Below are 19,851 nucleotides of genomic sequence, written 5' to 3' on the forward strand. Positions count from 1 at the left end.
GCGCATGGTGGGTGCCTTCCTGTTTTTGTTCGGTTTGTTTGCTTTACCTTTTGGCGTTTCAGTCTTGGTGTTGGGCGTATCACCTGCCACGACGGGGCTCAGTTGCCAGGCCATCTGTGGTTTGGCCATGTTGGCGACGGATTTTTTTGGGCCGCTGGCGGGGAGGATTTTGAGCGGTGGTTTCTACGTTTTTGCTGGGTTCGCTTTTTTATTCGTGGGACGTGCGGTGTACAACGGCCGATAGGCGCACTGCCCCCGGCTGGTTCTGTCGCCCTCGCTCCTAAAATCCCCGCATGGACTTCCTCGACATGCTGCGCGCCGCTTCGGCGCAGAACGCCTCGATGCTCTGCGTCGGCCTGGACCCCGAGCCCACGCGCTTGCCTGCTTGTTTGCACGAGGGCCCCAACCGTCTCTACGACTTCTGCGCCGCCATCGTCGACGCCACCTGCGACCTGGTCTGCGCTTTCAAGCCGCAGATTGCCTACTTCGCCGCGCACGGCGCCGAGGACCAGCTTGAGCGGCTGATGCAGCACATGCGGGCCAATGCGCCACAGGTGCCGATCATTCTGGACGCCAAGCGCGGCGACATCGGTTCGACCGCCGAGCAGTACGCCAAGGAGGCGTTCGAGCGCTACGGTGCCGACGCGGTGACGCTCTCGCCCTTCATGGGTTTTGATTCCGTTGCGCCGTACCTGCAGTACCCCGGCAAGGGCGCATTCCTGTTGTGTCGCACGTCCAACCCTGGCGGTGACGACCTGCAAAACCAGCGCCTGGCCGATGTGGAAGGCCAGCCGCGCCTGTACGAGCACATCGCCCGCCTGGCACAGGGGCCGTGGAACCGCAACGGCCAGCTCGGGCTGGTGGTGGGTGCCACCTACCCGGCCGAGATCGAGCGCGTGCGCGCGCTGGCGCCCACGGTGCCGCTGCTCATTCCTGGCGTGGGCGCGCAAGGGGGCGACGCCGCAGCCACGGTGCGCGCCGGTTGGCGGCCAGACGGCCCGATCATCGTCAACTCGTCCCGCGCGATTTTGTACGCCAGCAGCGGCAAGGACTTTGCCCAGGCTGCGCGGAGCGAAGCCGAGCGCACACGGGCGATGTTGCAAGCCGCCTTGCCTGCATGAGCGCTATCTAATAAAGAGCTACCAACGCTTGTGCATCAAGCGCTGGAGGCCAATTTCACCTCAAATTGAACGCAAGCGACCGGGCGCCATGGCGGCAGCGTCCACGCCTTGCGCTGTCAGGCGCTCGTCCAGCGCCTCACCCAGCAGAAGGTTGCGCGCCAGCAATGCGTAGGCTGGGGCGCTCTGGATGCCGTAGCCGCCCTGGGCGGCCAGCCAGAACAGGCCGTCCACGGCGCCATCCCAGCCAATCACCATCTCGCCGTCTGGCACAAACGAGCGCAGCCCCGCCCAGGTGTGCGAGGGCCGACGAATGCTGAAGTGCGTCATCTGCTCGATGTGAAAGATGCCCGTGGCCACATCGATCTCTTCGGGCGCGACGTCGTGCGGATGCATCGGGTCGGCGTTGGCGGGCGATCCCAGCAACTGGCGCGCGTCGGGCTTGATGTAGAAGCTCTCATCCACGGCAATGATGGCCGGCATGCGCGCCAGATCCAGGCCGTCTGGCGCCGGGAAGGTGAAGGCCGTGCGCCGGCACGGCGTGAGACCTATCGGGGCTGCGCCCGCCATTTCGCCCAGCACGTCGGCCCAGGCGCCCGCCGCGTTGATCAGGGTGCGCGCCTGCACGTGGCTGCCGTCGGCCAGCGTGATATCCCACAGGCCATCGCTGCGCTTTGCCGCCATGACCTCGGCGTCGGTGCGCAGCACGCCGCCGCGCTGGCGCAGCCCACGCAGATAGCCCTGGTGCAAGCTGTGCACGTCGATATCGGCGGCCCCGGCTTCCTGCAGACCGCCGCCCAGGGCGTCCCGGCGCAGGAAAGGCAGCCGCGCCGCAAGTGCGTCAGCGGACAAACGCTCCAGGCCCGGCGCGTGGGGGCGCAGTTCGGCTTCGGTGGCGTCGAGCAGTTCCATCTGGTCCGGTCCGGCGATGTAGACCACGCCGCGCGGCGAGAGGATGGCGCTCTCGCAGAAGCCGGCGGGCGGTGTCTGCAGAAACGACCGGCTGGCGCGCGTCATGGCGCGAATGGCCGGCGTGCCGTAGGTTTCAAGAAACAAGGCCGCCGAGCGGCCGGTGGTGTGGTAGCCGGGCAGGCCTTCACGCTCCAGCAGCAGCACGCTGCCGCGCGTCGCCAGTTCCCAACCCAGGCTGGCGCCTGCAATGCCGGCGCCGACAATGGCGAAATCAATGCTTGTCATGGGGCTCTCCCTGGGCTTGGCGGTGAATGACCGCCTCGCCGCGTTCAAGAAATTGGGCAAATTCGGCATCGGGCAGCAAAGCACCGCCCGTCGTCCAGGCCAGGTGGGTCGCCTGCGGCAGTTGGCTGAGCAGGCCTTGCTCTGCCAGCCAGGCGCGGCCCGCCGCACTGCGCACCAGGCGCAGCGGGCCAGCAAGGCCGGCTGCGGCCGAAGGCTCCAGCCGCAGACCCTCGGCGGCATGGGCGCGCGCCAGGTGGGCGAACAGCGCGTCATCGGTCACGGTGTACACGCCGGCCAGGCGCTCGCGCATCAGGGCCGCCGCCAGAAGTGATGCGCGCGGTACGGCCAGGCCATCGGCTTCGGTGCGGTTGTTCAGGCCGAAATCGTAGACCGACGGATGCTGCGCCATACCGGCGCGCAGCTGCACCAGCATGCAGGGCGACTGCACCGGCTCGACAAAAAAGCAGTGCACATGCGCGCCCAAGCGCTCGCGCAGACCCAGCGCAATGCCGCCCGGCGCGCCACCCACGCCGCAGGGCAGATAGACGAACAGCGGATGCGCGGCGTCCACCCGAACCCCTGCCTGGTGCAACTGCGTTTGCAAATCGGCCGCCGCCGCGCTGTAGCCCAGCAGCAGCGAGCGCGACTGCTCGTCGTCGACAAAATGGCAGGCGGGGTCGCGCGCCGCCGCTTCGCGCCCAGCGTGCACGGCGCGTTCGTAGTCGCCCTCATGCTCCACCACCTGCACGCCATGGGCCCGCAGGCGCGCTTTCTTCCAGGCCTTGGCGTCTTGCGACATATGCACCCGGGCCCGAAAACCCAGTGCCGTGGCAATCAGCCCAACGCCCATGCCCAGATTGCCGGTAGAGCCGACGACGATTTCATGCTGCGCAAACAGGGCGCGTGCCGGGGCATCGGCCAGGGGTGCCAGATCGCTGTGGGCGTCGATGAGGCCGTGCGCAACGGCCAGGCCTTCGGCAAATTCCAGCACTTCGTGCATGGCACCGCGTGCCTTGACCGATCCGGCCACCGGCAGCAGGTGGTCGCATTGGGTCCAGAGCTGTCCTTCGTCCTCGTTCAGACCCAGCGCCTGCTGCAAGGCGCTGGCCCGCAGCAGGGGTGAGGCAATGCGGCCGCCGGTTTCACGCAGCGCAGGGAACACCTGCTGCAGCAGGTTCTGCGCGCGGGCAAAGCGCTGCACGGCGGCGTCGATCTGAAGCGCGGTCACCGCGCCAGCTTCAGGAGTGGCGGTGCAGGCAGGATTGATCCACAGGCAGGGCTCGGCGCGGCGAATCTGTGCCTCCAGCGCGCTGTCGCCGGGGCTTGGGGAGTCGGGAGCCAGAAAGGAAGTCATGGCGGCATTGTGCCCACGGTCGGCAAGAACGTCTGAAAGGAACTCCAGTTGATAGTTGCTAAAACTGGAACAGTCAGTTCGTGACTTGGTAGTTTTTCTATGACTTCATAGTGCGTACAGTTCAACCCATCGATGAGTCGCACACAGAACACGACTCACCGAAACCGCCCCCAGGGACCCGATGGCTCCCCGGATCAGCGGATTCACTCAGTACATTGAAAGGAAACCATCATGAACACCGCACGCATTCTCTCTATCGCCGCTGTTGCTGCTTTTGCCTCTGTCGGCGCCCAAGCTGCCCAGACCGCTGGCGATCTGTACGGCACCGACTTTGAAGTCGGCTTCACGCCCAGCCGCACCCGCGCTGAAGTGATGGCCGAGGCAGTGCAAGCCGCCCCCAACTTCAAGAATTTCTATGTGGCTCCCGCCGCCGCCCAACCCGCCACCGTGCTGACCCGCGCCGCCGTGCGCGAAGAAGCCCGCGTTGCCATCCGCGCGCACGAAATCGCCACCGGCAACTTCAGCTGATCGCGGGCAGGCCTTACGCCTGCCTCCTGCAGCCCAAGCCATTTCCAAGCCCGCATTGGTGCAAGCCCTGCGGGCTTTGTCCTATCTGCGCTGCGCCCAGTGCCCGCCCAGCACCACGCAGACCAGCGCCGCCACCACAAACGCCGTGCCGGCCCACTGCCAGGGCGTGACCACTTCGCCCAGCACCAGCATGCCGGCTGCCAGGCCCACCACCGGCACACCCAGGCTGAAGGGCGCCACGCGGTTCGCGGGGTGGCGTGTCAAGAGTCGCGTCCACAAGCCGTAGCCAAGAATGGTGGCCATCCAGCCGAGGTAGGCCACCGAGCCCCAGGCCACCGCCGGCAGTGCAGCCCAGGTGCTGGCGTCGAGCCAGCGCCCGGCAGCCGGCTCGGTGATGGCCACCAGCGCCACAAAGGCAAGAATAGGCGCGGGGCAAGACCACACGACGAAGGCCAGCGGGTCGTACCCCGGTGCGGCGCGCTGTGCCATCCGCGCGACGATGTTGGAAACCGACCACGATGCGGCGGCGCACAGCGTGAGCGCAATGCCGATCAGCGTCGCACCGCCCGCGCTCCCCGCCTCGGGCCCGATAAAGTTCATGCCAAAACACACGAGACCCACACCGGCCAGCGCCATGCCGATCAGCAGCGGCCGGCTCGGGCGCTCGCCCAGCGCAATGAAGCCAAAGAGGGCCGTGAAGAACACCTGCGTCTGCATCAGCACGCTGGCCAGTGCGGCGGTCATGCCCAGCTTGAGTGCGAAGAAACCAAAACTGAACTGTGCCACGCCCTGGAACATGCCAAAGCCCACCACCCAGCGCCAGCCAATGCGCGGCGGGCGAATCAGAAACACCATGGGGAGCGCCGCCGCCATGTAGCGCACAGCGCCAAGCTCAAAGGGGGTGAAACTCTCCAAGCCCCACTTCATGGCAATGAAGTTGAGCCCCCAGATAATCACCACCGCCAGCGCACCCAGCAAATCCAGCGCGCCCATGGCGCCCGGATCCTGCCGGGCGGCAGCGTTCACTGCACCGCCTGCGCGGCGGCAATCTGCGCCTGAACCCGCTGCGCGAGCGCCATATCGCCAGGCGTTTCCGGACTGAAACGATCCACCGCGCGCGGCGCGCCGGCCGCATCCAGCGCCACATAGACGGCCGCGCAGTGCAGCACCATGTGCAGCTCGCTGCTGGCCAGCGCGCCGGTGTGCACTTCGATGGCCAGGCTCATGCTGGTTTCGCCGGTGAAGGCCAGGTGCGCACGCACCTCGACCAGATCGCCCGCGTGCACCGGCCGCAAAAAGTGCGCGTTGCCGACAAAGGCTGTAACGCAGTCGCCGCGCGCCCAGGCCGAGGCGCAGGCAAAGCCCGCTTCGTCCACCCAGCCAAGAACGCTGCCGCCGGAGATGCGGGCGCCAGTGTGGGACGTATTGCGTGGTGCCAGAAAGCGCAGGGTGATGGAGTGCATGGGCGGGCGTGGATTGGCGCGGTGGAGAGCACATTATTCCCGAGAGCGCTTCCCCAGGAATACTATTGAATAGATAGCTGTTGACGCTTACCCAATAAGCGCTAGAGCCCAATTTGACCAGATATTTCCGTAGGTAGTGCCCCGTATGGCTCGCCGGGTTGTCTGCGAGCTGCTCCGGCGTTCCCATGCCCACCACGGTGCCACCGCCGGCGCCGCCCTCGGGCCCCATGTCGATGATCCAGTCGGCCGTCTTGATCACGTCCAGGTTGTGCTCGATGACGACGATGGTGTTGCCGGCGTCGCGCAGTTGGTGCAGCTTTTGGAGCAGCTTACGCGGGCACAATGATCCCATCAACCCGAAAGCGCTCAGGCATGTCCCGTATTTTCGACAACATTGAACTCGATCTGCTCGACGCCCTCAAGGCGAGCTTAGAAGTGGCGCACCGCGCTGACTTTTGCATCGGGTACATGAACCTGCGTGGCTGGCAGGCTCTCGACGAAACCATCAACCACTGGGCACCAGACGCCGGTCAGGTCTGCCGCGTGTTGGTGGGCATGCAGCGGCCACCGTACGAAGAGATCAGGGAAATCTACCGGCAAACCGGTGAAGTCGGCTTGATCGACAACGCGACCGCCAGCCGCCTGAAAACCCAGTTTGCAGCCCACCTGCGGGAGCAGATCACGCTGGGCATCCCCACCGGACAAGACGAAGCCGGGCTGCGCAGACTGGCCCGGCAACTGCGCGCGGGGCAGGTCGTGGTGAAGTTGTTTTTGCCCTACCCCTTGCATGCCAAGCTCTATTTGCTGTTTCGTGACGATGTCAACAACCCGATCACCGGTTTTGTGGGCAGCAGCAACCTCACGCTGGCCGGGCTGGCCAAGCAAGGTGAACTGAACGTGGACGTGCTGGACCACCTCGGCACACAAAAGCTCTCGGCGTGGTTCAACGCCCGATGGGAAGAGCGTTGGGCACTAGATATTTCGGGCGATTTGGCCGCCATCATCGAAGCCAGTTGGGCGCGCGAAGAAGCCATTGCGCCGTACCACATCTATCTGAACATGGCGTACCACCTCAGCACCGAGGCGCGGGCTGGGCTAAGCCAGTTTCGGCTGCCAGTGCGTTTTGAGCAAGACCTGTTCGAGTTTCAGAAAAGTGCGGTGAAGATCGCTGCCCGCCACCTGCACCGCCGTGGCGGCGTGATGATTGGCGACGTAGTGGGCCTGGGCAAAACCATGATGGCCACCGCGCTGGCACGCATGTTTGAGGACGATTTGGGCTACGAGACGCTCATCATCTGCCCGAAGAACCTCGAACCCATGTGGGAGCAATACCGAACCGAATACGGCCTGCGCGGCATGGTGTTGCCGGTCTCGCAAGTCACCAAAAAACTACCGAATCTCAAGCGCTACCGCTTGGTGCTGATCGATGAAAGCCACAACCTGCGCAACCGTGAAGGCCGGCGCTACAAGGCCATCGCCGAATACATCAAAAGCTGCGATGCCAAGGTGATCCTGCTTACGGCTACGCCGTACAACAAAACCAAACACGACCTATCAGCACAACTGCGTTTGTTCATCGACGAGCGGGCCAACATCGGCATCCGGCCCGAGCGGCACATGCGCAAACACGGCATCAGCGAGGCCGACTTTGAGCGCAGGCACCAATGCCGGGTGCATTCCATTCTAGCCATCGAGAAGAGTGATGAATTTGACGACTGGCGCGAGCTGATTCGTCTCTACATGGTGCGCCGCACCCGCAGCTTCATCATTCAGCACTACACCGAAGCCGACAAGCAAGGCCGCCGCTACATCGCTGGCAGCGACGGTGAAAAGCGCTACTTTCCCGTGCGCAAGCCCTTGTCGGTCACCTTCGCGGTCGATGAGGCTGACCCGGCCGACCGGTACGCACGCCTCTACTCCGTTGGCGTGGTGGAGCAGATCAACGCCCTGCATGTGCCGCGCTACGGTTTGGGCCTGTACGTTGATCCGGCGGAAGAAAAGCAGGCAACGCCCGCTGAGCGCAAGCTCATCGAAAACCTGGGGCGCGCGGGTAAGCGCCTCATGGGGTTCTGTCGCACCAACCTGTTCAAGCGGCTGGAATCCAGCGGCTTTTCATTCTTGCAGTCCATCGACCGCCATGTGCTGCGCAACCAGATCTACCTGTACGCGATTGAGAATGGGCTGGACCTCCCCGTGGGGGTGCTGGACGCGGGCTTGCTGGACTTGGAGCGCGTCGACGAAGACGCCGAGGGCGTCGAGGGAGACCCGGAAGACTTGCTCGATGGCTTGGTAGACGCCGTCGCCGACGAAGACGGATTGCCAGACGGCATGGCCCGCGCGAAGGCGGTGTATGACCAATACGCCAGCGTCTACAAAAAGCGCTTCAAGTGGATTCGCCCCAACCTGTTCAGAGCCAAGCTCGCGCAAGCCTTGGCAGAGGACACGCAAACGCTCACCGAGCTGATGAACAGCCAGGGCCCGTGGTCTGCCGAGCTGGACCACAAATGGCAAGCCCTGCGCCGCATGCTCACAAGGGCACACGGCAAAGACAAAGTGCTGGTCTTCACCCAATTTGCCGACACCGCGCGCTACCTGGAGCGTGAGGCGCGCAAGGCCGGCATCACCCAGGTAGCGGTAGCCACTGGCGCCAGTGCCGACCCTTATGCATTGGCCTGCCGTTTCAGTCCCAAATCGAATGGCAAAACAGTGGCCAAGGCCGACGAAGTGCGCGTGCTCATCTGTACCGACGTGCTCTCAGAAGGCCAGAACCTGCAAGACAGCAGCGTCGTCGTCAACTTCGACCTGCCCTGGGCCATCATCCGCCTCATCCAGCGTGCGGGCCGGGTGGACCGCATTGGCCAGCAGGCAGAAGAAATTCATTGCTATTCGTTCCTGCCGGCCGATGGTGTGGAGCAGCTCATTCAACTGCGCTCGCGCATCCGCCAGCGCCTGCAAGAAAACGCCGAAGTGGTGGGTACTGACGAAGCCTTCTTCGAAGACGACGAAGCCAGCACCATCCGCGACCTGTACACGGAAAAGCAAGGCGTGCTCGACGATAGCGACGACGAGGTAGACCTTGCCTCTTACGCCTGGCAAATATGGAAGCAGGCTACGCAGGGAAACCCCGACCTCGCCCGCGCCGTCGAATCGCTCCCGCCCGTGGTGTATTCGGCCAAGGCCTTTGCGCTGGACGAAAGCCGGTTTCCGCCATTGGGGGCTGACGCCGGCAAAGGCGGCGCGCTTGTTTACGTCAAATCGCCCGAGGGCAACGACCACCTCGCCTGGGTGGGCGCCAACGGCAAGACCGTGACCGAATCGCAGTTCACCGTACTGCGCGCTGCGGAGTGCGGGCCGGGCACCCCTGCCGTGCAACGCCTTGCCGCCCACCATGAGTTGGTCGCCCAAGGATTGCAACTGGCGGTGAGCCAGGACAAAGCAGTGGGTGGCGGCCTGGGCCGCCCCAGCAGCCCGCGCCGTCGGGCTTACGAGCGCCTCAAGCCTTACGCCACCGAGCAAATGCAAACCCTGTTTCGCGACGACGAGCTGGAGCGCGCCCTCGACGACATCTACCAGCGCCCCCTGCTGGAAACCGCCGCTGATTTGCTCAACCGCCTCATGCGCAGCGGCGTGAACGACGAAGAGCTGGCTGAAGCGGTGAAATCACTGCGCGAAGAAGGGCGGCTGACCTATGCCGAAGACGATGCAACGTTGCGAGAACCGCGCGTGGTGTGCTCCATGGGGCTTGTGGCAAAAGAGGGGGCTTGAAGCCATGCGCAACCGCAACACGCTGGAGTTTTTGGGCCTTTGGGAGCAACTGCAAACCCTGCGTTTAACAGTAGCGAAATCGAGACCTTTAAAACACAGGCTGGGCTCGACAGCCTTCACATCTCCCCCAAAAAACGGATTGATTCCCGCCTGACTAGTCACCGCAAACTTTGAGCGCGCGCTACGGGCTTGATTCCGAAAGATAGAAATGCAGGCTTTCAACCAAGAACACCTCAAAAACTACCGGTTCAAACACCTGTTCAACGAACTCGGCTGGGACGCGCCCGCCCAGCAACAGCCCTACAGCGTGACCGTGGGTGAAGCCACTTGGTTGTTAGACGTGGTGGCGCTCAAAAAAGGCGTGCAGGTGTTGCACTGCCAGCCCGGCGCACAAGGGCAGATGCCCGATTACGCCACGCGGCAAAAAATCGAACGCAAGGTCACGCCCGATGTGCGCGAACATCTCATCGTGTTCAGCAACGGCGCCAAAACCATTCAAGTCTGGCAATGGGTAACCCGCCAAACCGGCAAGCCCGCGCAATACCGCGAAGTATTTTTCCGCCAAGGCGAAGCGCCCGAGCTGCTGACGCAAAAGCTCAGCCGCCTGCACTTTGCGTTGGACGAAGAAGAGCTGCTCACCGTGCTGGGTGTCACCGCCCGGTTGGACGACGCCGCGCCGCGCGACAAGGTCACGAAGAAGTTTTACACAGCGTTCGAGGCACAGCGCAAAGCCTTTGCCGCCTTCATCGACGGCATTCCAAACGATAGCGAAGACCAGCGCTGGTACACCGCCGTGGTGATTGACCGGCTCATGTTTTTGTGGTTTTTGCAGGAAAAAAGCTTTCTGAACGGCCAAACCGAATACCTGCAACTGCGCCTGCAAGCCCATCTGGACGGTAACCACGGGCAGAGCTTCTACAAGCGCTTCCTCTCGCCGCTGTTTTTCAAAGGATTCGCGCAAGAGCGTACGCCAGAGACTGCCGCCGCCATCCATGCTGAGTTCGGCAACGTGCCCTACTTGAACGGTGGCCTGTTTGCCCAGCACGAGCTGGAACAGCGCTACGGCGAAGCGCTGGATATTGCCGACAGCGCCTTTCAAAAGCTCTTTGCCTTCTTCGACGAATGGGAGTGGCACCTGGACGAGCGCCCGCTCAAGAGCGGCAGAGAAATCAACCCTGATGTGCTGGGCTACATCTTTGAAAAGTTCGTCAACCAGAAGCAAATGGGGGCGTACTACACCAAAGAAGACATCACCGAATATATCGGCAAGAACACCATCATCCCAGCCCTGCTGGGCAAAGTGCGCGCCGAACACCCCGCCGCGTTTGATGCGCTGGCCTGGCCGCTGCTGCAGCAAAGCGGCGACGCCTACCTTTACCCCGCCATGCTCAAAGGCGTGGACATGGCCTATCCGCCAGAGGTCGAAAATGGACTGGATACCCAGATGCCCAATCTCCTGGCCCGCCGCAAACCCTGGAACAAGCGCGCCGATGAGGCGGTGAGCCTGCCCACCGAAATCTGGCGCGAAACCATTGCCCGCCACCAGCGCACGCGCGAGGTTCGGGCCAAGCTCGCAGCGGGGGAGTTGACCGAGGTGGGCGACCTCATCACCTACAACCTCAACATCCGCCAGTTTGCGCAAGACCTCATCGAGGGCTGCACCGACGTAGCCCTGCTCAAAAGCTTCTGGTTCAACCTGGCCGGCCGCATGCCGCGCCAGAGCAACGAGAAATTTCGCCACGGCCTGAGCGTGTTGGACCCCACCTGTGGCTCCGGCGCCTTCCTATTTTCCGCGCTGGGCATCTTGAAGCCGCTGTACGACGCCACCCTGCGCACCCTGCAAGCCGTGCGCAGCGACGCGCTGATTGCGGGCGAGAAAAGTAGCCCTGAAAAATGGGCCGAGGTGGACGAGCTGCTGGCCCGCTTTGCCGCCACTGGCTCAGAGCGCGCACAAGACTACGCCGTCATCAAACACATCATCGTCCACAACCTCTACGGGGTGGACATTGAGAAACAGGCCACTGAAATCGCCAAGCTGCGCTTGTTCTTGAAGCTGGTGGCCCTGCTGGAACCGGACGATGCCATTGAACCGCTGCCCGATATCGACTTCAACATCCGCCATGGCAACACCTTGGTGGGCTACGCCACGGCCGATGAAACCGAGAAGGCGGTGAAGGGTGCTACCCAAGGGAATCTGTTCAGCGACGCGTGGGAAGACATTCGCATCCGCCTCACTGCCGTGGAGCAGCAGTACAACAACTTTCAGATTCAGCAAGTGCAGCGCGGCGGGCATGTTTCCGCTGCCGACAAACAGGCACTGGTGCACACGCTGGGTGAGTTGGAGGAAATGTTGAACTTCCACTTGGCGCGGGAGTACGGCGTCAACACCACGAATACCAAGGATTTTGAAATTTGGAAGAAGTCGCATCAGCCATTTCATTGGTATGTGGACTTTTATCCGTTGATGGCTGGTGGTGGATTTGCCTGTGTTGTTGGGAATCCGCCGTTTGTAGAAATCAGGCCTTCTAATGTGAGTTATATTTTGCGAGGCTACGAGACAATTGGATGTGGAAACTTATATGCACCAATAGTAGAAAGGTGCACTGTATTAGCTTGTGCTGGATGGCTTGGACTGGTTACTCCGATGAGTCTTTTGTGTACCGATAGAACGGTATCTCTGAGGGGGCTAATGTCCTCGCAGAACAATTGGATATCCTCGTATGATATGCGACCAAGCAGTTTGTTTGAGGGAGTGGCTCAACGACTGTGTCTTCTGATTTCATCGCATGCAGATGAAAGTGGTTCCACGGCGTCAGGAGGATATCGCCGTTGGAGTAGCGAAGAGAGAACGGCGTTGTTGGATACGACTTGGTTTGCTCGGCTCTCAATAGATCACTTTCAAGGCGCTACTCCTTGGCCCAAAATTTCCCATGAGGTTGAAAAAACCATATTAGGGAGTCTTGTGGGCGGAGGCGTTGTTGCACATTTATCAAAAAATTCGCCGCCTATTTATGTTCATCGTATCGTTCGATACTTCGTCAAAGCATTGAATAAAGCACCGTTATTTGTTGATGCCCAAGGAGTGAATGGAAAATCGGATGACTACAAAGCTTTGAGTGTTGATCCTCAATTTTCAGATGTGATTTTGGCATGTTTGAATTCTTCCATTTTTTATTGGTACTGGCGATTGACCTCAGACGGTTTTCATTGCGGCTATGGGGATATCTACAGATTTCCATTTGATGGAAGCTCATTGCTTTCGTACGATACTGAAATATCCGAGCTTGTAAAATTGCTGATGGTTAGTTTCGAGGAAGGCTCGGTCAAAAAGTCGATCGCAACGAAGGCGGGGAGAATTTTCTACCAAGAATTTAGCCCCAAGGGTGCCAAATCGATCTTGGATGAAATTGATGGAATTATTGCTACTTCATGGGGTCTTAATCCTGAAATGGTGGACCACATAATTAACTACGATATCAAGTACCGCATGGGTTTCGTTGGAGATGCGGGCGATGATTGACCTTTCCCCAGCCCAAGCCGCTGACCGCATCGCCGCGCTACTGGCCGCCTCCGAAAGCCGCACGCTTGATTTCAAACGCATCAGCAACAAACAAAGCCGTATGTACGAGGCGGTCTGCGCCTTTGCCAATTCCGAGGGCGGCTTGCTGGTGATCGGCATGGGCGACGCCAAAGCCATGAAACCGGGCGACAAGGCGCAAAGCCGCGTGTTTGGTACCGAAGAAAACCCAGAGGGCTTTGACGACTTTCGGCGCGGGTTGCTTAACCGCTTCACCCCGCCCATCAACAAGTTGCACTGGTTACGGCTGCCCTGCACGCTGCACAACGGCCAGCCTGGCCATGTGGTGATACTGCGGGTGGAGAAGAGCGAACAGGTGCATTCGATCGTGGGCAATGGGACCTGGGCGCGCATGGACGCGAGCAACCGCGAGCTGAGCGCGGTGGAGATTGCCGACCTGGCCTACCAGCGCGGTGTGAAGAGTGCCGAGACGCTGCCCATGCCGGTGGCGCTGGATCTTCTCAACACGGATGCCTGGCGCAGTTACTGCGCCACGCGGGGCCTGGCCGATACGGATTTGGCGGTGCGCCTGCCCCGGCTGGGGCTGGCGGTGCCTGTGGACGGTGTGCTGCAACCCTTGTTGGCTGCGCTGCTGCTGTTTGCCGATGAGCCGGGGGCTTTGCTGGCCGGGCAGGGTATGCGGGCAGACATTCGCGTTTTTCACTACAAGGGCCGCACGGTGCAGCGCGGCGAGGTACCCAACCTGTTGTTACCGGTGAAAACCATTGCTGGCCCGGTGGTGGAGCAGATCGCCAAAGCGCAGGCTTACGTGTTGGAGCGCTTGGCCGTGGGGCTGACGATGGAGGGCTCGGGTTTCAAGGCGCGATACCGGTTCCCTGAGCGTGTGGTGAAAGAGGCGATCACCAACGCGGTGATCCACCGCGACTACCGGCTCAACCGCGATATTCAGATTCGTATTTTTGACGACCGGGTCGAGGTGGAAAGCCCAGGCCGCTTGCCGGGCAACCTGACGCCAGCCACGATCGACAAGACGGGCTCGGTACCCCGCAACAGCCTGCTGGCGCGGCATTTGCGCGAGTTCCCCAACCCGCCCAACGTGGACGCGGGCGAGGGCGTGCCCATGATGTTTGCGCAGATGGAGCAGGCGAGGCTGTACGAGCCGCTGTACCGCGAACAGCTGGAAACAGCAGTGCCCACGCTGCTGGTGACCTTGTTGAATGAAGAGCGCCCACCGCTGTGGGTGCAGGTGAGCGACTGGATTGACCGACACGGGCCCATCACCAACAGCAAGTTGCGTGAGATGTCGGGGCTGGACACGCTCGCCGCCTCTAAGCAACTCAAGCAGTGGGTGGGCCAGGGGGTGTTGGTGGCTTTGCCGGCGCCATCGCGCCAGCAGGCGAGCTACACCAAGCCGGAGTTGGCGGGGCTGGCCGATCTGTCTGGTTCATTATCTTTGGGCTTGGATAATGAAATGTGAAGACGACAAAAACCTTTGTGAATCAAATGCATAGGCAATTCTTCATTATCTTTTGCTGTGTTTTTGTCCATGCAAATCTGGCAGATCACCCAGCATGAGAGGGCATGGATGGGCCAGGGCAGCCAGGCACTGCTGGATACGGCGTTAACGGCATTTTTTGCCTCTCGCCAATGCCCCGGCACCGCCATTCGCGCCGCGATGGACTGGGCGCTGGAGCAGGCTCGCGCCAAACATGCCGTGGTCAGCGGGTTTCATTCGCCACTGGAGCAGTCGGTGCTCAAGGTGTTGCTGGCGGCTGGCAGCCCTGCGGTTCTGGTGCTGGCCCGCCCGGTGGCGGGTGCCAAGCTGCCGCCCGAATGGCGTGATGCTGTGGAAAAAGGGCATTTGGCCGTGGTCAGCGATGCGTCCCCACCAGCAGGGGCCGCCCGCCGCCTGACCCAGCAGCTTGCCACCGAGCGCAACACGCTGGTTGTGCAGTGGGCGCAAAGCTTGGTGGTGGCGTATGCAAGCCCGGGCGGCTCATTGGCTGCGCAAGTGGCGCTGTGGCACCACGCGGGCGGGAAGTACAGGTGCTTGTGCCGACCGCCATTCAGCGCTGATCTACGCTGGCTGGAACGTGATTTCATTATCTTTCGCCCAAGATAATGAGCTGGGGTTTTGCAATAAACTGTTAAATTTCAATGACTTAGCGTGGAGTTCATTATCTTTTTGGGGGTTCAGAGGTCTTTTGGGGGCTGGGTGGGGCTGTGGGATCGGCAGTGCGCCTTGTGCTGTCGACCAAGCCCCCATCCCAGCCTTCTCCCCGAGGGGGAAGGGGAAAAACTGGCAAGGCAGATAGTGTACAAATGCTTCGTTTTTCATAGCTTCCAGCGCTTTATCAATAAGCGCTAGAGGCCGATTTGGCCAAATATTTACGCAGGTAGTGCCCGGTATGGCTCGCCGGGTTCGCCGCGAGCTGTTCTGGCGTGCCCGTGCCCACCACGGTGCCACCGCCGGCGCCGCCCTCGGGCCCCATGTCGATGATCCAGTCGGCCGTCTTGATGACGTCCAGGTTGTGCTCGATGACGACGATGGTGTTGCCGGCGTCGCGCAGCTGGTGCAGCACCTTGAGCAGCAAATCGATGTCGGCAAAGTGCAGGCCGGTGGTGGGCTCGTCCAGGATGTAGAGCGTGCGGCCGGTGTCGCGTTTGCTGAGTTCTTGCGCCAGCTTGACGCGCTGCGCCTCGCCGCCCGAGAGCGTCGTCGCGCTTTGCCCCAGGCGCAGGTACGACAGGCCCACGTCCAGCAGGGTCTGCAGTTTGCGCGCGATGGTGGGTACGTCCTTGAAGAAGGCGTAGGCGTCCTCCACCGTCAGCTCCAGGATGGCCGCGATGTTGCGGCCCTTCCACTGCACTTCCAGCGTTTCGCGGTTGTAGCGCTGGCCGTGGCAGATGTCGCAGGGCACGTAGACATCGGGCAGAAAGTGCATTTCCACCTTCACCACGCCGTCGCCCTGGCAGGCTTCGCAGCGCCCGCCGGCCACGTTGAAGGAAAAGCGCCCAGGGCCGTAGCCGCGTTCCTTGGCCAGATTCGTCTCGGCCATCAGCTCGCGGATCGGCGTGAACAGACCGGTGTAGGTGGCGGGGTTGCTGCGCGGTGTGCGGCCAATGGGGCTCTGGTCGACGTTGATGACCTTGTCGAAGTACTCGATGCCCTCAATGGCTGCGTGCGCCGCCGGCTCGTCGTGCGCGCGGTAAAGCTGGTGCGCCACCGCCTTGTGCAGTGTGTCGTTGACCAGCGTGCTCTTGCCCGAACCCGATACGCCCGTGACGCAGGTGAACAGCCCCACGGGGAAATCCACACTCACGCCCTGCAGGTTGTTGCCGGTGGCGCCCACCACGCGCAGCGCCTGCAGCGCGCCCTGGCGGGCCACATGCTCGGCCATGCGGGCAGCGCGACGTTCCCCGGCTTCGGTGATCGGAAAGCGCGACTTGCCTTTGGCCAGCGCGGGTGCGGCCTGCGCCAGCACGGGCAACCAGGGTGTGCGCCGAGCGGGCACGGCAATGCGGCGCGTACCCGCCAGGTACTGGCCGGTGAGCGAATCGGGATTGGCGCGCACCTGGTCGTACGTTCCCTGGGCCATCACGCGCCCGCCGTGCACGCCCGCGCCGGGGCCCATGTCGACGACCTGGTCGGCGGCCCGCATCATGTCTTCGTCGTGCTCGACCACGATGACGCTGTTGCCGATGTCGCGCAGGTGTTTGAGCGTGGCAATCAGCCGGTCGTTGTCGCGCTGGTGCAGGCCGATGCTGGGCTCGTCGAGCACGTACATCACGCCGGTGAGGCCCGAGCCAATCTGGCTGGCCAGGCGAATGCGCTGCGCTTCGCCGCCGCTCAGGCTCTCGGCGCTGCGGTCCAGGCTCAAATAGCTCAGTCCAACGTCGTTCAGGAACTGCAGGCGCGTGGCGATCTCGCGCACCACCTTGTCGGCAATGTCGGCCTTGGCGCCTTGCATCTGCAGCTCGGCAAACCACTGGTGCGCGGTGGACAGCGTGGCGTGGCTCACCTCCCAAATGGCGCGGGCCTGCGCGCCCTCGCCAACCTTCACAAAGCGCGCCTCGCGGCGCAGGCGCGTTCCGTGGCAGGCCGGGCAGGGCTGCGACTGGCGGTAGCGGGCCAGGTCGTCGCGCACCACGCTGGAGTCGGTCTCGCGGTAGCGCCGCTCCATGTTGGGCAGGATGCCTTCGAAGGCGTGCGTACGCAGCACCGGCTTGCCCTTGCTGGCGCCGCTGTCGATCACGTACTGGAAGGCAATTTGCGCTTCGCCCGAGCCTTGCAGCACCACCTGCCGCACGTCCGCAGGCAGTTCCTCGAACGGGGTTTCCACGTCAAAGCCGTAGTGCGCGGCCAAGCTTTGCAGCATGGCGAAGTAGTAGGCGTTGCGCTTGTCCCAGCCTTTGATGGCGCCGCTCGCCAGGCTGAGCGTGGGGAAGGCCACCACGCGCGCCGGGTCGAACACCTCGCTGTGGCCCAGGCCGTCGCAGGTGGGGCAGGCGCCCATGGGCGAATTGAATGAGAAAAGGCGGGGTTCCAGCTCGGGCAGCGAGTAATTGCATACCGGGCAGGAGAATTTCGAGCTGAAGGCATGCTCGGCGCCGCCGTCCATCTCCAGCGCCAGCACGCGGCCATGGCTCTCGCCCGCGCTGGCGCCCACGCGCAGCGCCGCTTCGATGCTCTCGGCCAGGCGCTGCTGGGCGTCCGGGCGCACTTTGAGCCGGTCGATCACCACATCGATGTCGTGTTTTTCGGTTTTTTTGAGCTGGGGCAGGTTTTCTGCTTCCAATACCTGGCCGTCGACGCGAAAACGCACGTAGCCCAGGGCCTGCATCTGCGCGAACAAATCGGCAAATTCGCCCTTCTTCTCGCGCGCTACCGGGGCCAGCACCATCAGGCGCGTTTCGGCCGGCAGCGCCAAAACGGCGTCAACCATCTGGCTCACCGTCTGCGACTGCAGCGGGACGCCGTGCTCCGGGCAGTAGGGCGTGCCGGCGCGGGCGTAGAGCAGGCGCAGGTAGTCGTGAATTTCGGTGACCGTGCCCACGGTGGAGCGTGGGTTGTGGCTGGTGGCCTTTTGCTCGATGGCGATGGCGGGCGACAGGCCCTCGATCAGGTCGACGTCGGGCTTGTCGAGGCGCCCCAAAAACTGGCGCGCATAGGCCGACAGGCTCTCCACATAGCGCCGCTGGCCCTCGGCGTACAGCGTGTCAAACGCCAGGCTGGATTTGCCCGAGCCCGACAAACCGGTGATCACGACCAGCTGGTTGCGTGGCAGATCCAGGTCGATATTTTTCAGATTGTGCGTGCGCGCGCCGCGAATGGAGATGCGGCCTTGCGCGCGCAGCACCTGGGCCAACGGGCGCCCTGCGTCGGCTTCCAGCGGGCGGTCGGGCGCGGTGGCCGGAGCGAGGGGTTCAATGGGGTTCACGGTGGGCGCGCGGGATGGGCGCGCAGGCTCGGAAAAACTCTCCATGATAAAGAAAGCCCACTTCGCACGCACAGCCAGTCCAGGTTTGACCACCCGACCCCACCCAGGGTTTGCCCCAGGGCTTGGGCGCCATCGCGCACAATCGCAGCTTTCCAGCCTTCGCCGGCCATCTCAGCGCCGGCCTGCTTCGCGTGCCCGACACCACCGCTTCCGCCTCGGCCTCCCACAGCCCGCGCGCCGATCTTGCGCACCGCATGACGCCCCTTGAGCGGCGCTCCAGCATCAGCCTGGCGCTGATTTTCGCGCTGCGCATGCTGGGCCTGTTCCTGGTGCTTCCGGTGTTTGCGCTGGAGGCGCGCAAGTATCCGGGCGGCGACGACCCGGCGCTGGTGGGTCTGGCCATGGGTATTTACGGCCTGACGCAGGCGTTTCTGCAATTGCCGCTGGGGCTGGCTTCAGACCGGCTGGGGCGCAAGCGCGTCATCGTCGCAGGGCTCCTGGTGTTTGCCGCAGGCAGCCTGGCGGCGGCGCTGGCCGATTCCATCACCGGGCTGCTGGTGGGCCGTGCGCTGCAGGGCGCGGGCGCGGTGTCGGCGGCGGTGACAGCCCTGCTCGCCGACCAGACGCGCGACGGCGTGCGTACCAAGGCGATGGCGCTGGTGGGCGGCAGCATTGGCCTGATGTTTGCCGTGGCGCTGGTGGCTGCGCCCCCCTTGGCTGCAAGCATTGGTTTGGGCGGCTTGTTTGGCCTGACTTGCGCACTTGCGGTCGCCGGCATTGCGGTCGTCTTGTGGTGGGTGCCGGCTGAGTCGGCACAGCACAAAAATGCGCCGCGCGGACGGCTGCTGGATGTGTGGAAACACGCCGACCTGCTGCGCCTGAACCTCGGCGTGTTTGTGCTGCACACGGTCCAGTTGGCCATGTGGGTGGCGGTGCCGGCCATGCTGCTGCAAGCCGGCCTGCCCAAGGCCGAGCATTGGCACATCTACCTGCCGGCCGTGGTGCTGTCGTTCGTGGCGATGGGCGGCCTGTTCGCGCTGGAGCGGCGCGGCCATTTGCGCGCCGTGCTGCTGGTGGCCATCGGGCTGGTGCTGCTGGTGCAGGTGGGCCTGGGCCTGCTTGCGGCGACCGAGACCGCGCCGACGATCTGGGTGCTGGGTGTCGTGCTGTTTGTGTTCTTTTGCGGCTTCAACGCACTGGAAGCGAGCCAGCCGAGCCTGGTTTCGCGCATGGCGCCTGCGACGCTGCGCGGCGCGGCGCTGGGCACCTACAACACGCTGCAGTCGCTCGGCCTGTTTGCCGGCGGCGCTTTGGGCGGCGCCATGGTGAAGTGGGCTGGCGTACCGGCGCTGTTTGGCGCTACGGCGACGCTGTGCGCCTTGTGGCTGGCGCTCGGTTGGGGGCTGCAGCCGGTAGGGCGCAGCAGCGGCGGGCACTGACGGCCGTC

General features: G+C 63.1%; 13 protein-coding genes. 8 read left to right on the plus strand and 5 right to left on the minus strand.

The window, feature by feature from the left end; all coding sequences use genetic code 11:
- The first annotated feature begins 4 nt into the window (after positions 1-4).
- Together C6571_RS07615 and pyrF are read left to right on the plus strand one after the other, a co-directional pair.
- Positions 5-244 (plus strand): hypothetical protein, encoded by a 240-nt coding sequence (locus C6571_RS07615; RefSeq protein WP_146139319.1) that lies wholly within the window; start codon positions 5-7, stop codon positions 242-244.
- A 49-nt stretch (positions 245-293) separates the two neighbouring features.
- Positions 294-1,121, plus strand: coding sequence for an orotidine-5'-phosphate decarboxylase (pyrF, locus tag C6571_RS07620; RefSeq protein WP_106446150.1), 828 nt, complete (start codon positions 294-296; stop codon positions 1,119-1,121).
- 60 nt (positions 1,122-1,181) lie between these two features.
- Here the strand turns inward: pyrF and C6571_RS07625 are convergent, their stop codons facing one another.
- Positions 1,182-2,315, minus strand: a complete 1,134-nt coding sequence (locus C6571_RS07625; protein ID WP_106446151.1) for an NAD(P)/FAD-dependent oxidoreductase — start codon at positions 2,313-2,315, stop codon at positions 1,182-1,184.
- Positions 2,302-3,669: a D-serine ammonia-lyase gene (locus tag C6571_RS07630; protein WP_106446152.1), complete on the minus strand. Its 1,368-nt coding sequence runs from the start codon at positions 3,667-3,669 to the stop codon at positions 2,302-2,304. The genes C6571_RS07625 and C6571_RS07630 overlap by 14 nt, the downstream gene beginning before the upstream one ends.
- A gap of 231 nt (positions 3,670-3,900) precedes the next feature.
- Here C6571_RS07630 and C6571_RS07635 point away from each other — a divergent pair, with 231 nt between their 5' ends.
- Positions 3,901-4,197: a DUF4148 domain-containing protein gene (locus C6571_RS07635; protein ID WP_106446153.1), complete on the plus strand. Its 297-nt coding sequence runs from the start codon at positions 3,901-3,903 to the stop codon at positions 4,195-4,197.
- Positions 4,198-4,278: 81 nt separating this feature from the next.
- Here C6571_RS07635 and C6571_RS07640 read toward each other — a convergent pair whose 3' ends face one another.
- Positions 4,279-5,190, minus strand: coding sequence for an EamA family transporter (locus C6571_RS07640; protein ID WP_106448107.1), 912 nt, complete (start codon positions 5,188-5,190; stop codon positions 4,279-4,281).
- Between the two features lie 29 nt (positions 5,191-5,219).
- Positions 5,220-5,660, minus strand: a complete 441-nt coding sequence (locus C6571_RS07645; protein WP_106446154.1) for an acyl-CoA thioesterase — start codon at positions 5,658-5,660, stop codon at positions 5,220-5,222.
- A 372-nt stretch (positions 5,661-6,032) separates the two neighbouring features.
- Between C6571_RS07645 and C6571_RS07655 the strand changes: the two genes are divergently transcribed.
- The 4 genes from C6571_RS07655 to C6571_RS07670 all read left to right on the plus strand — a co-directional run bounded on the left by C6571_RS07655 (position 6,033) and on the right by C6571_RS07670 (position 15,085).
- Positions 6,033-9,425, plus strand: coding sequence for a helicase-related protein (locus tag C6571_RS07655; protein WP_106446156.1), 3,393 nt, complete (start codon positions 6,033-6,035; stop codon positions 9,423-9,425).
- A 208-nt stretch (positions 9,426-9,633) separates the two neighbouring features.
- Positions 9,634-12,945 carry an Eco57I restriction-modification methylase domain-containing protein gene (locus C6571_RS07660; RefSeq protein WP_106446157.1) on the plus strand — a complete coding sequence of 1,104 codons (3,312 nt, stop codon included), beginning with the start codon at positions 9,634-9,636 and terminating at the stop codon, positions 12,943-12,945.
- On the plus strand, positions 12,938-14,440 hold the full coding sequence (locus C6571_RS07665; RefSeq protein ID WP_170094704.1) for an ATP-binding protein: 1,503 nt from the start codon (positions 12,938-12,940) through the stop codon (positions 14,438-14,440). The genes C6571_RS07660 and C6571_RS07665 overlap by 8 nt, the downstream gene beginning before the upstream one ends.
- A 69-nt stretch (positions 14,441-14,509) precedes the next feature.
- Positions 14,510-15,085, plus strand: a complete 576-nt coding sequence (locus C6571_RS07670) for a DNA-processing protein DprA (RefSeq protein WP_106446159.1) — start codon at positions 14,510-14,512, stop codon at positions 15,083-15,085.
- Between the two features lie 232 nt (positions 15,086-15,317).
- Here C6571_RS07670 and uvrA read toward each other — a convergent pair whose 3' ends face one another.
- Complete coding sequence (uvrA, locus tag C6571_RS07675; protein WP_106446160.1) at positions 15,318-18,449, minus strand: excinuclease ABC subunit UvrA; 3,132 nt, start codon at positions 18,447-18,449, stop codon at positions 15,318-15,320.
- 209 nt (positions 18,450-18,658) lie between these two features.
- Between uvrA and C6571_RS07680 the strand changes: the two genes are divergently transcribed.
- Positions 18,659-19,843 (plus strand): MFS transporter, encoded by a 1,185-nt coding sequence (locus C6571_RS07680; protein WP_106448108.1) that lies wholly within the window; start codon positions 18,659-18,661, stop codon positions 19,841-19,843.
- Positions 19,844-19,851: the final 8 nt, after the last annotated feature.

It is taken from the genome of Simplicispira suum (assembly GCF_003008595.1).
In the GTDB taxonomy this organism is placed as follows: domain Bacteria; phylum Pseudomonadota; class Gammaproteobacteria; order Burkholderiales; family Burkholderiaceae_C; genus Simplicispira; species Simplicispira suum.

What these genes read in the sequence shown, in the direction of transcription:
- C6571_RS07630 (WP_106446152.1), bottom strand. Translation starts at nt 3,669, where the DNA reads ATGACTTCCTTTCTGGCTCCCGACTCCCCAAGCCCCGGCGACAGCGCG.
- C6571_RS07640 (WP_106448107.1), bottom strand. Translation starts at nt 5,190, where the DNA reads ATGGGCGCGCTGGATTTGCTGGGTGCGCTGGCGGTGGTGATTATCTGG.
- C6571_RS07680 (WP_106448108.1), top strand. Translation starts at nt 18,659, where the DNA reads ATGACGCCCCTTGAGCGGCGCTCCAGCATCAGCCTGGCGCTGATTTTC.
- C6571_RS07615 (WP_146139319.1), top strand. Translation starts at nt 5, where the DNA reads ATGGTGGGTGCCTTCCTGTTTTTGTTCGGTTTGTTTGCTTTACCTTTT.
- C6571_RS07655 (WP_106446156.1), top strand. Translation starts at nt 6,033, where the DNA reads ATGTCCCGTATTTTCGACAACATTGAACTCGATCTGCTCGACGCCCTC.
- C6571_RS07670 (WP_106446159.1), top strand. Translation starts at nt 14,510, where the DNA reads ATGCAAATCTGGCAGATCACCCAGCATGAGAGGGCATGGATGGGCCAG.
- pyrF (WP_106446150.1), top strand. Translation starts at nt 294, where the DNA reads ATGGACTTCCTCGACATGCTGCGCGCCGCTTCGGCGCAGAACGCCTCG.
- uvrA (WP_106446160.1), bottom strand. Translation starts at nt 18,449, where the DNA reads ATGGAGAGTTTTTCCGAGCCTGCGCGCCCATCCCGCGCGCCCACCGTG.
- C6571_RS07645 (WP_106446154.1), bottom strand. Translation starts at nt 5,660, where the DNA reads ATGCACTCCATCACCCTGCGCTTTCTGGCACCACGCAATACGTCCCAC.
- C6571_RS07665 (WP_170094704.1), top strand. Translation starts at nt 12,938, where the DNA reads ATGATTGACCTTTCCCCAGCCCAAGCCGCTGACCGCATCGCCGCGCTA.
- C6571_RS07660 (WP_106446157.1), top strand. Translation starts at nt 9,634, where the DNA reads ATGCAGGCTTTCAACCAAGAACACCTCAAAAACTACCGGTTCAAACAC.
- C6571_RS07635 (WP_106446153.1), top strand. Translation starts at nt 3,901, where the DNA reads ATGAACACCGCACGCATTCTCTCTATCGCCGCTGTTGCTGCTTTTGCC.
- C6571_RS07625 (WP_106446151.1), bottom strand. Translation starts at nt 2,315, where the DNA reads ATGACAAGCATTGATTTCGCCATTGTCGGCGCCGGCATTGCAGGCGCC.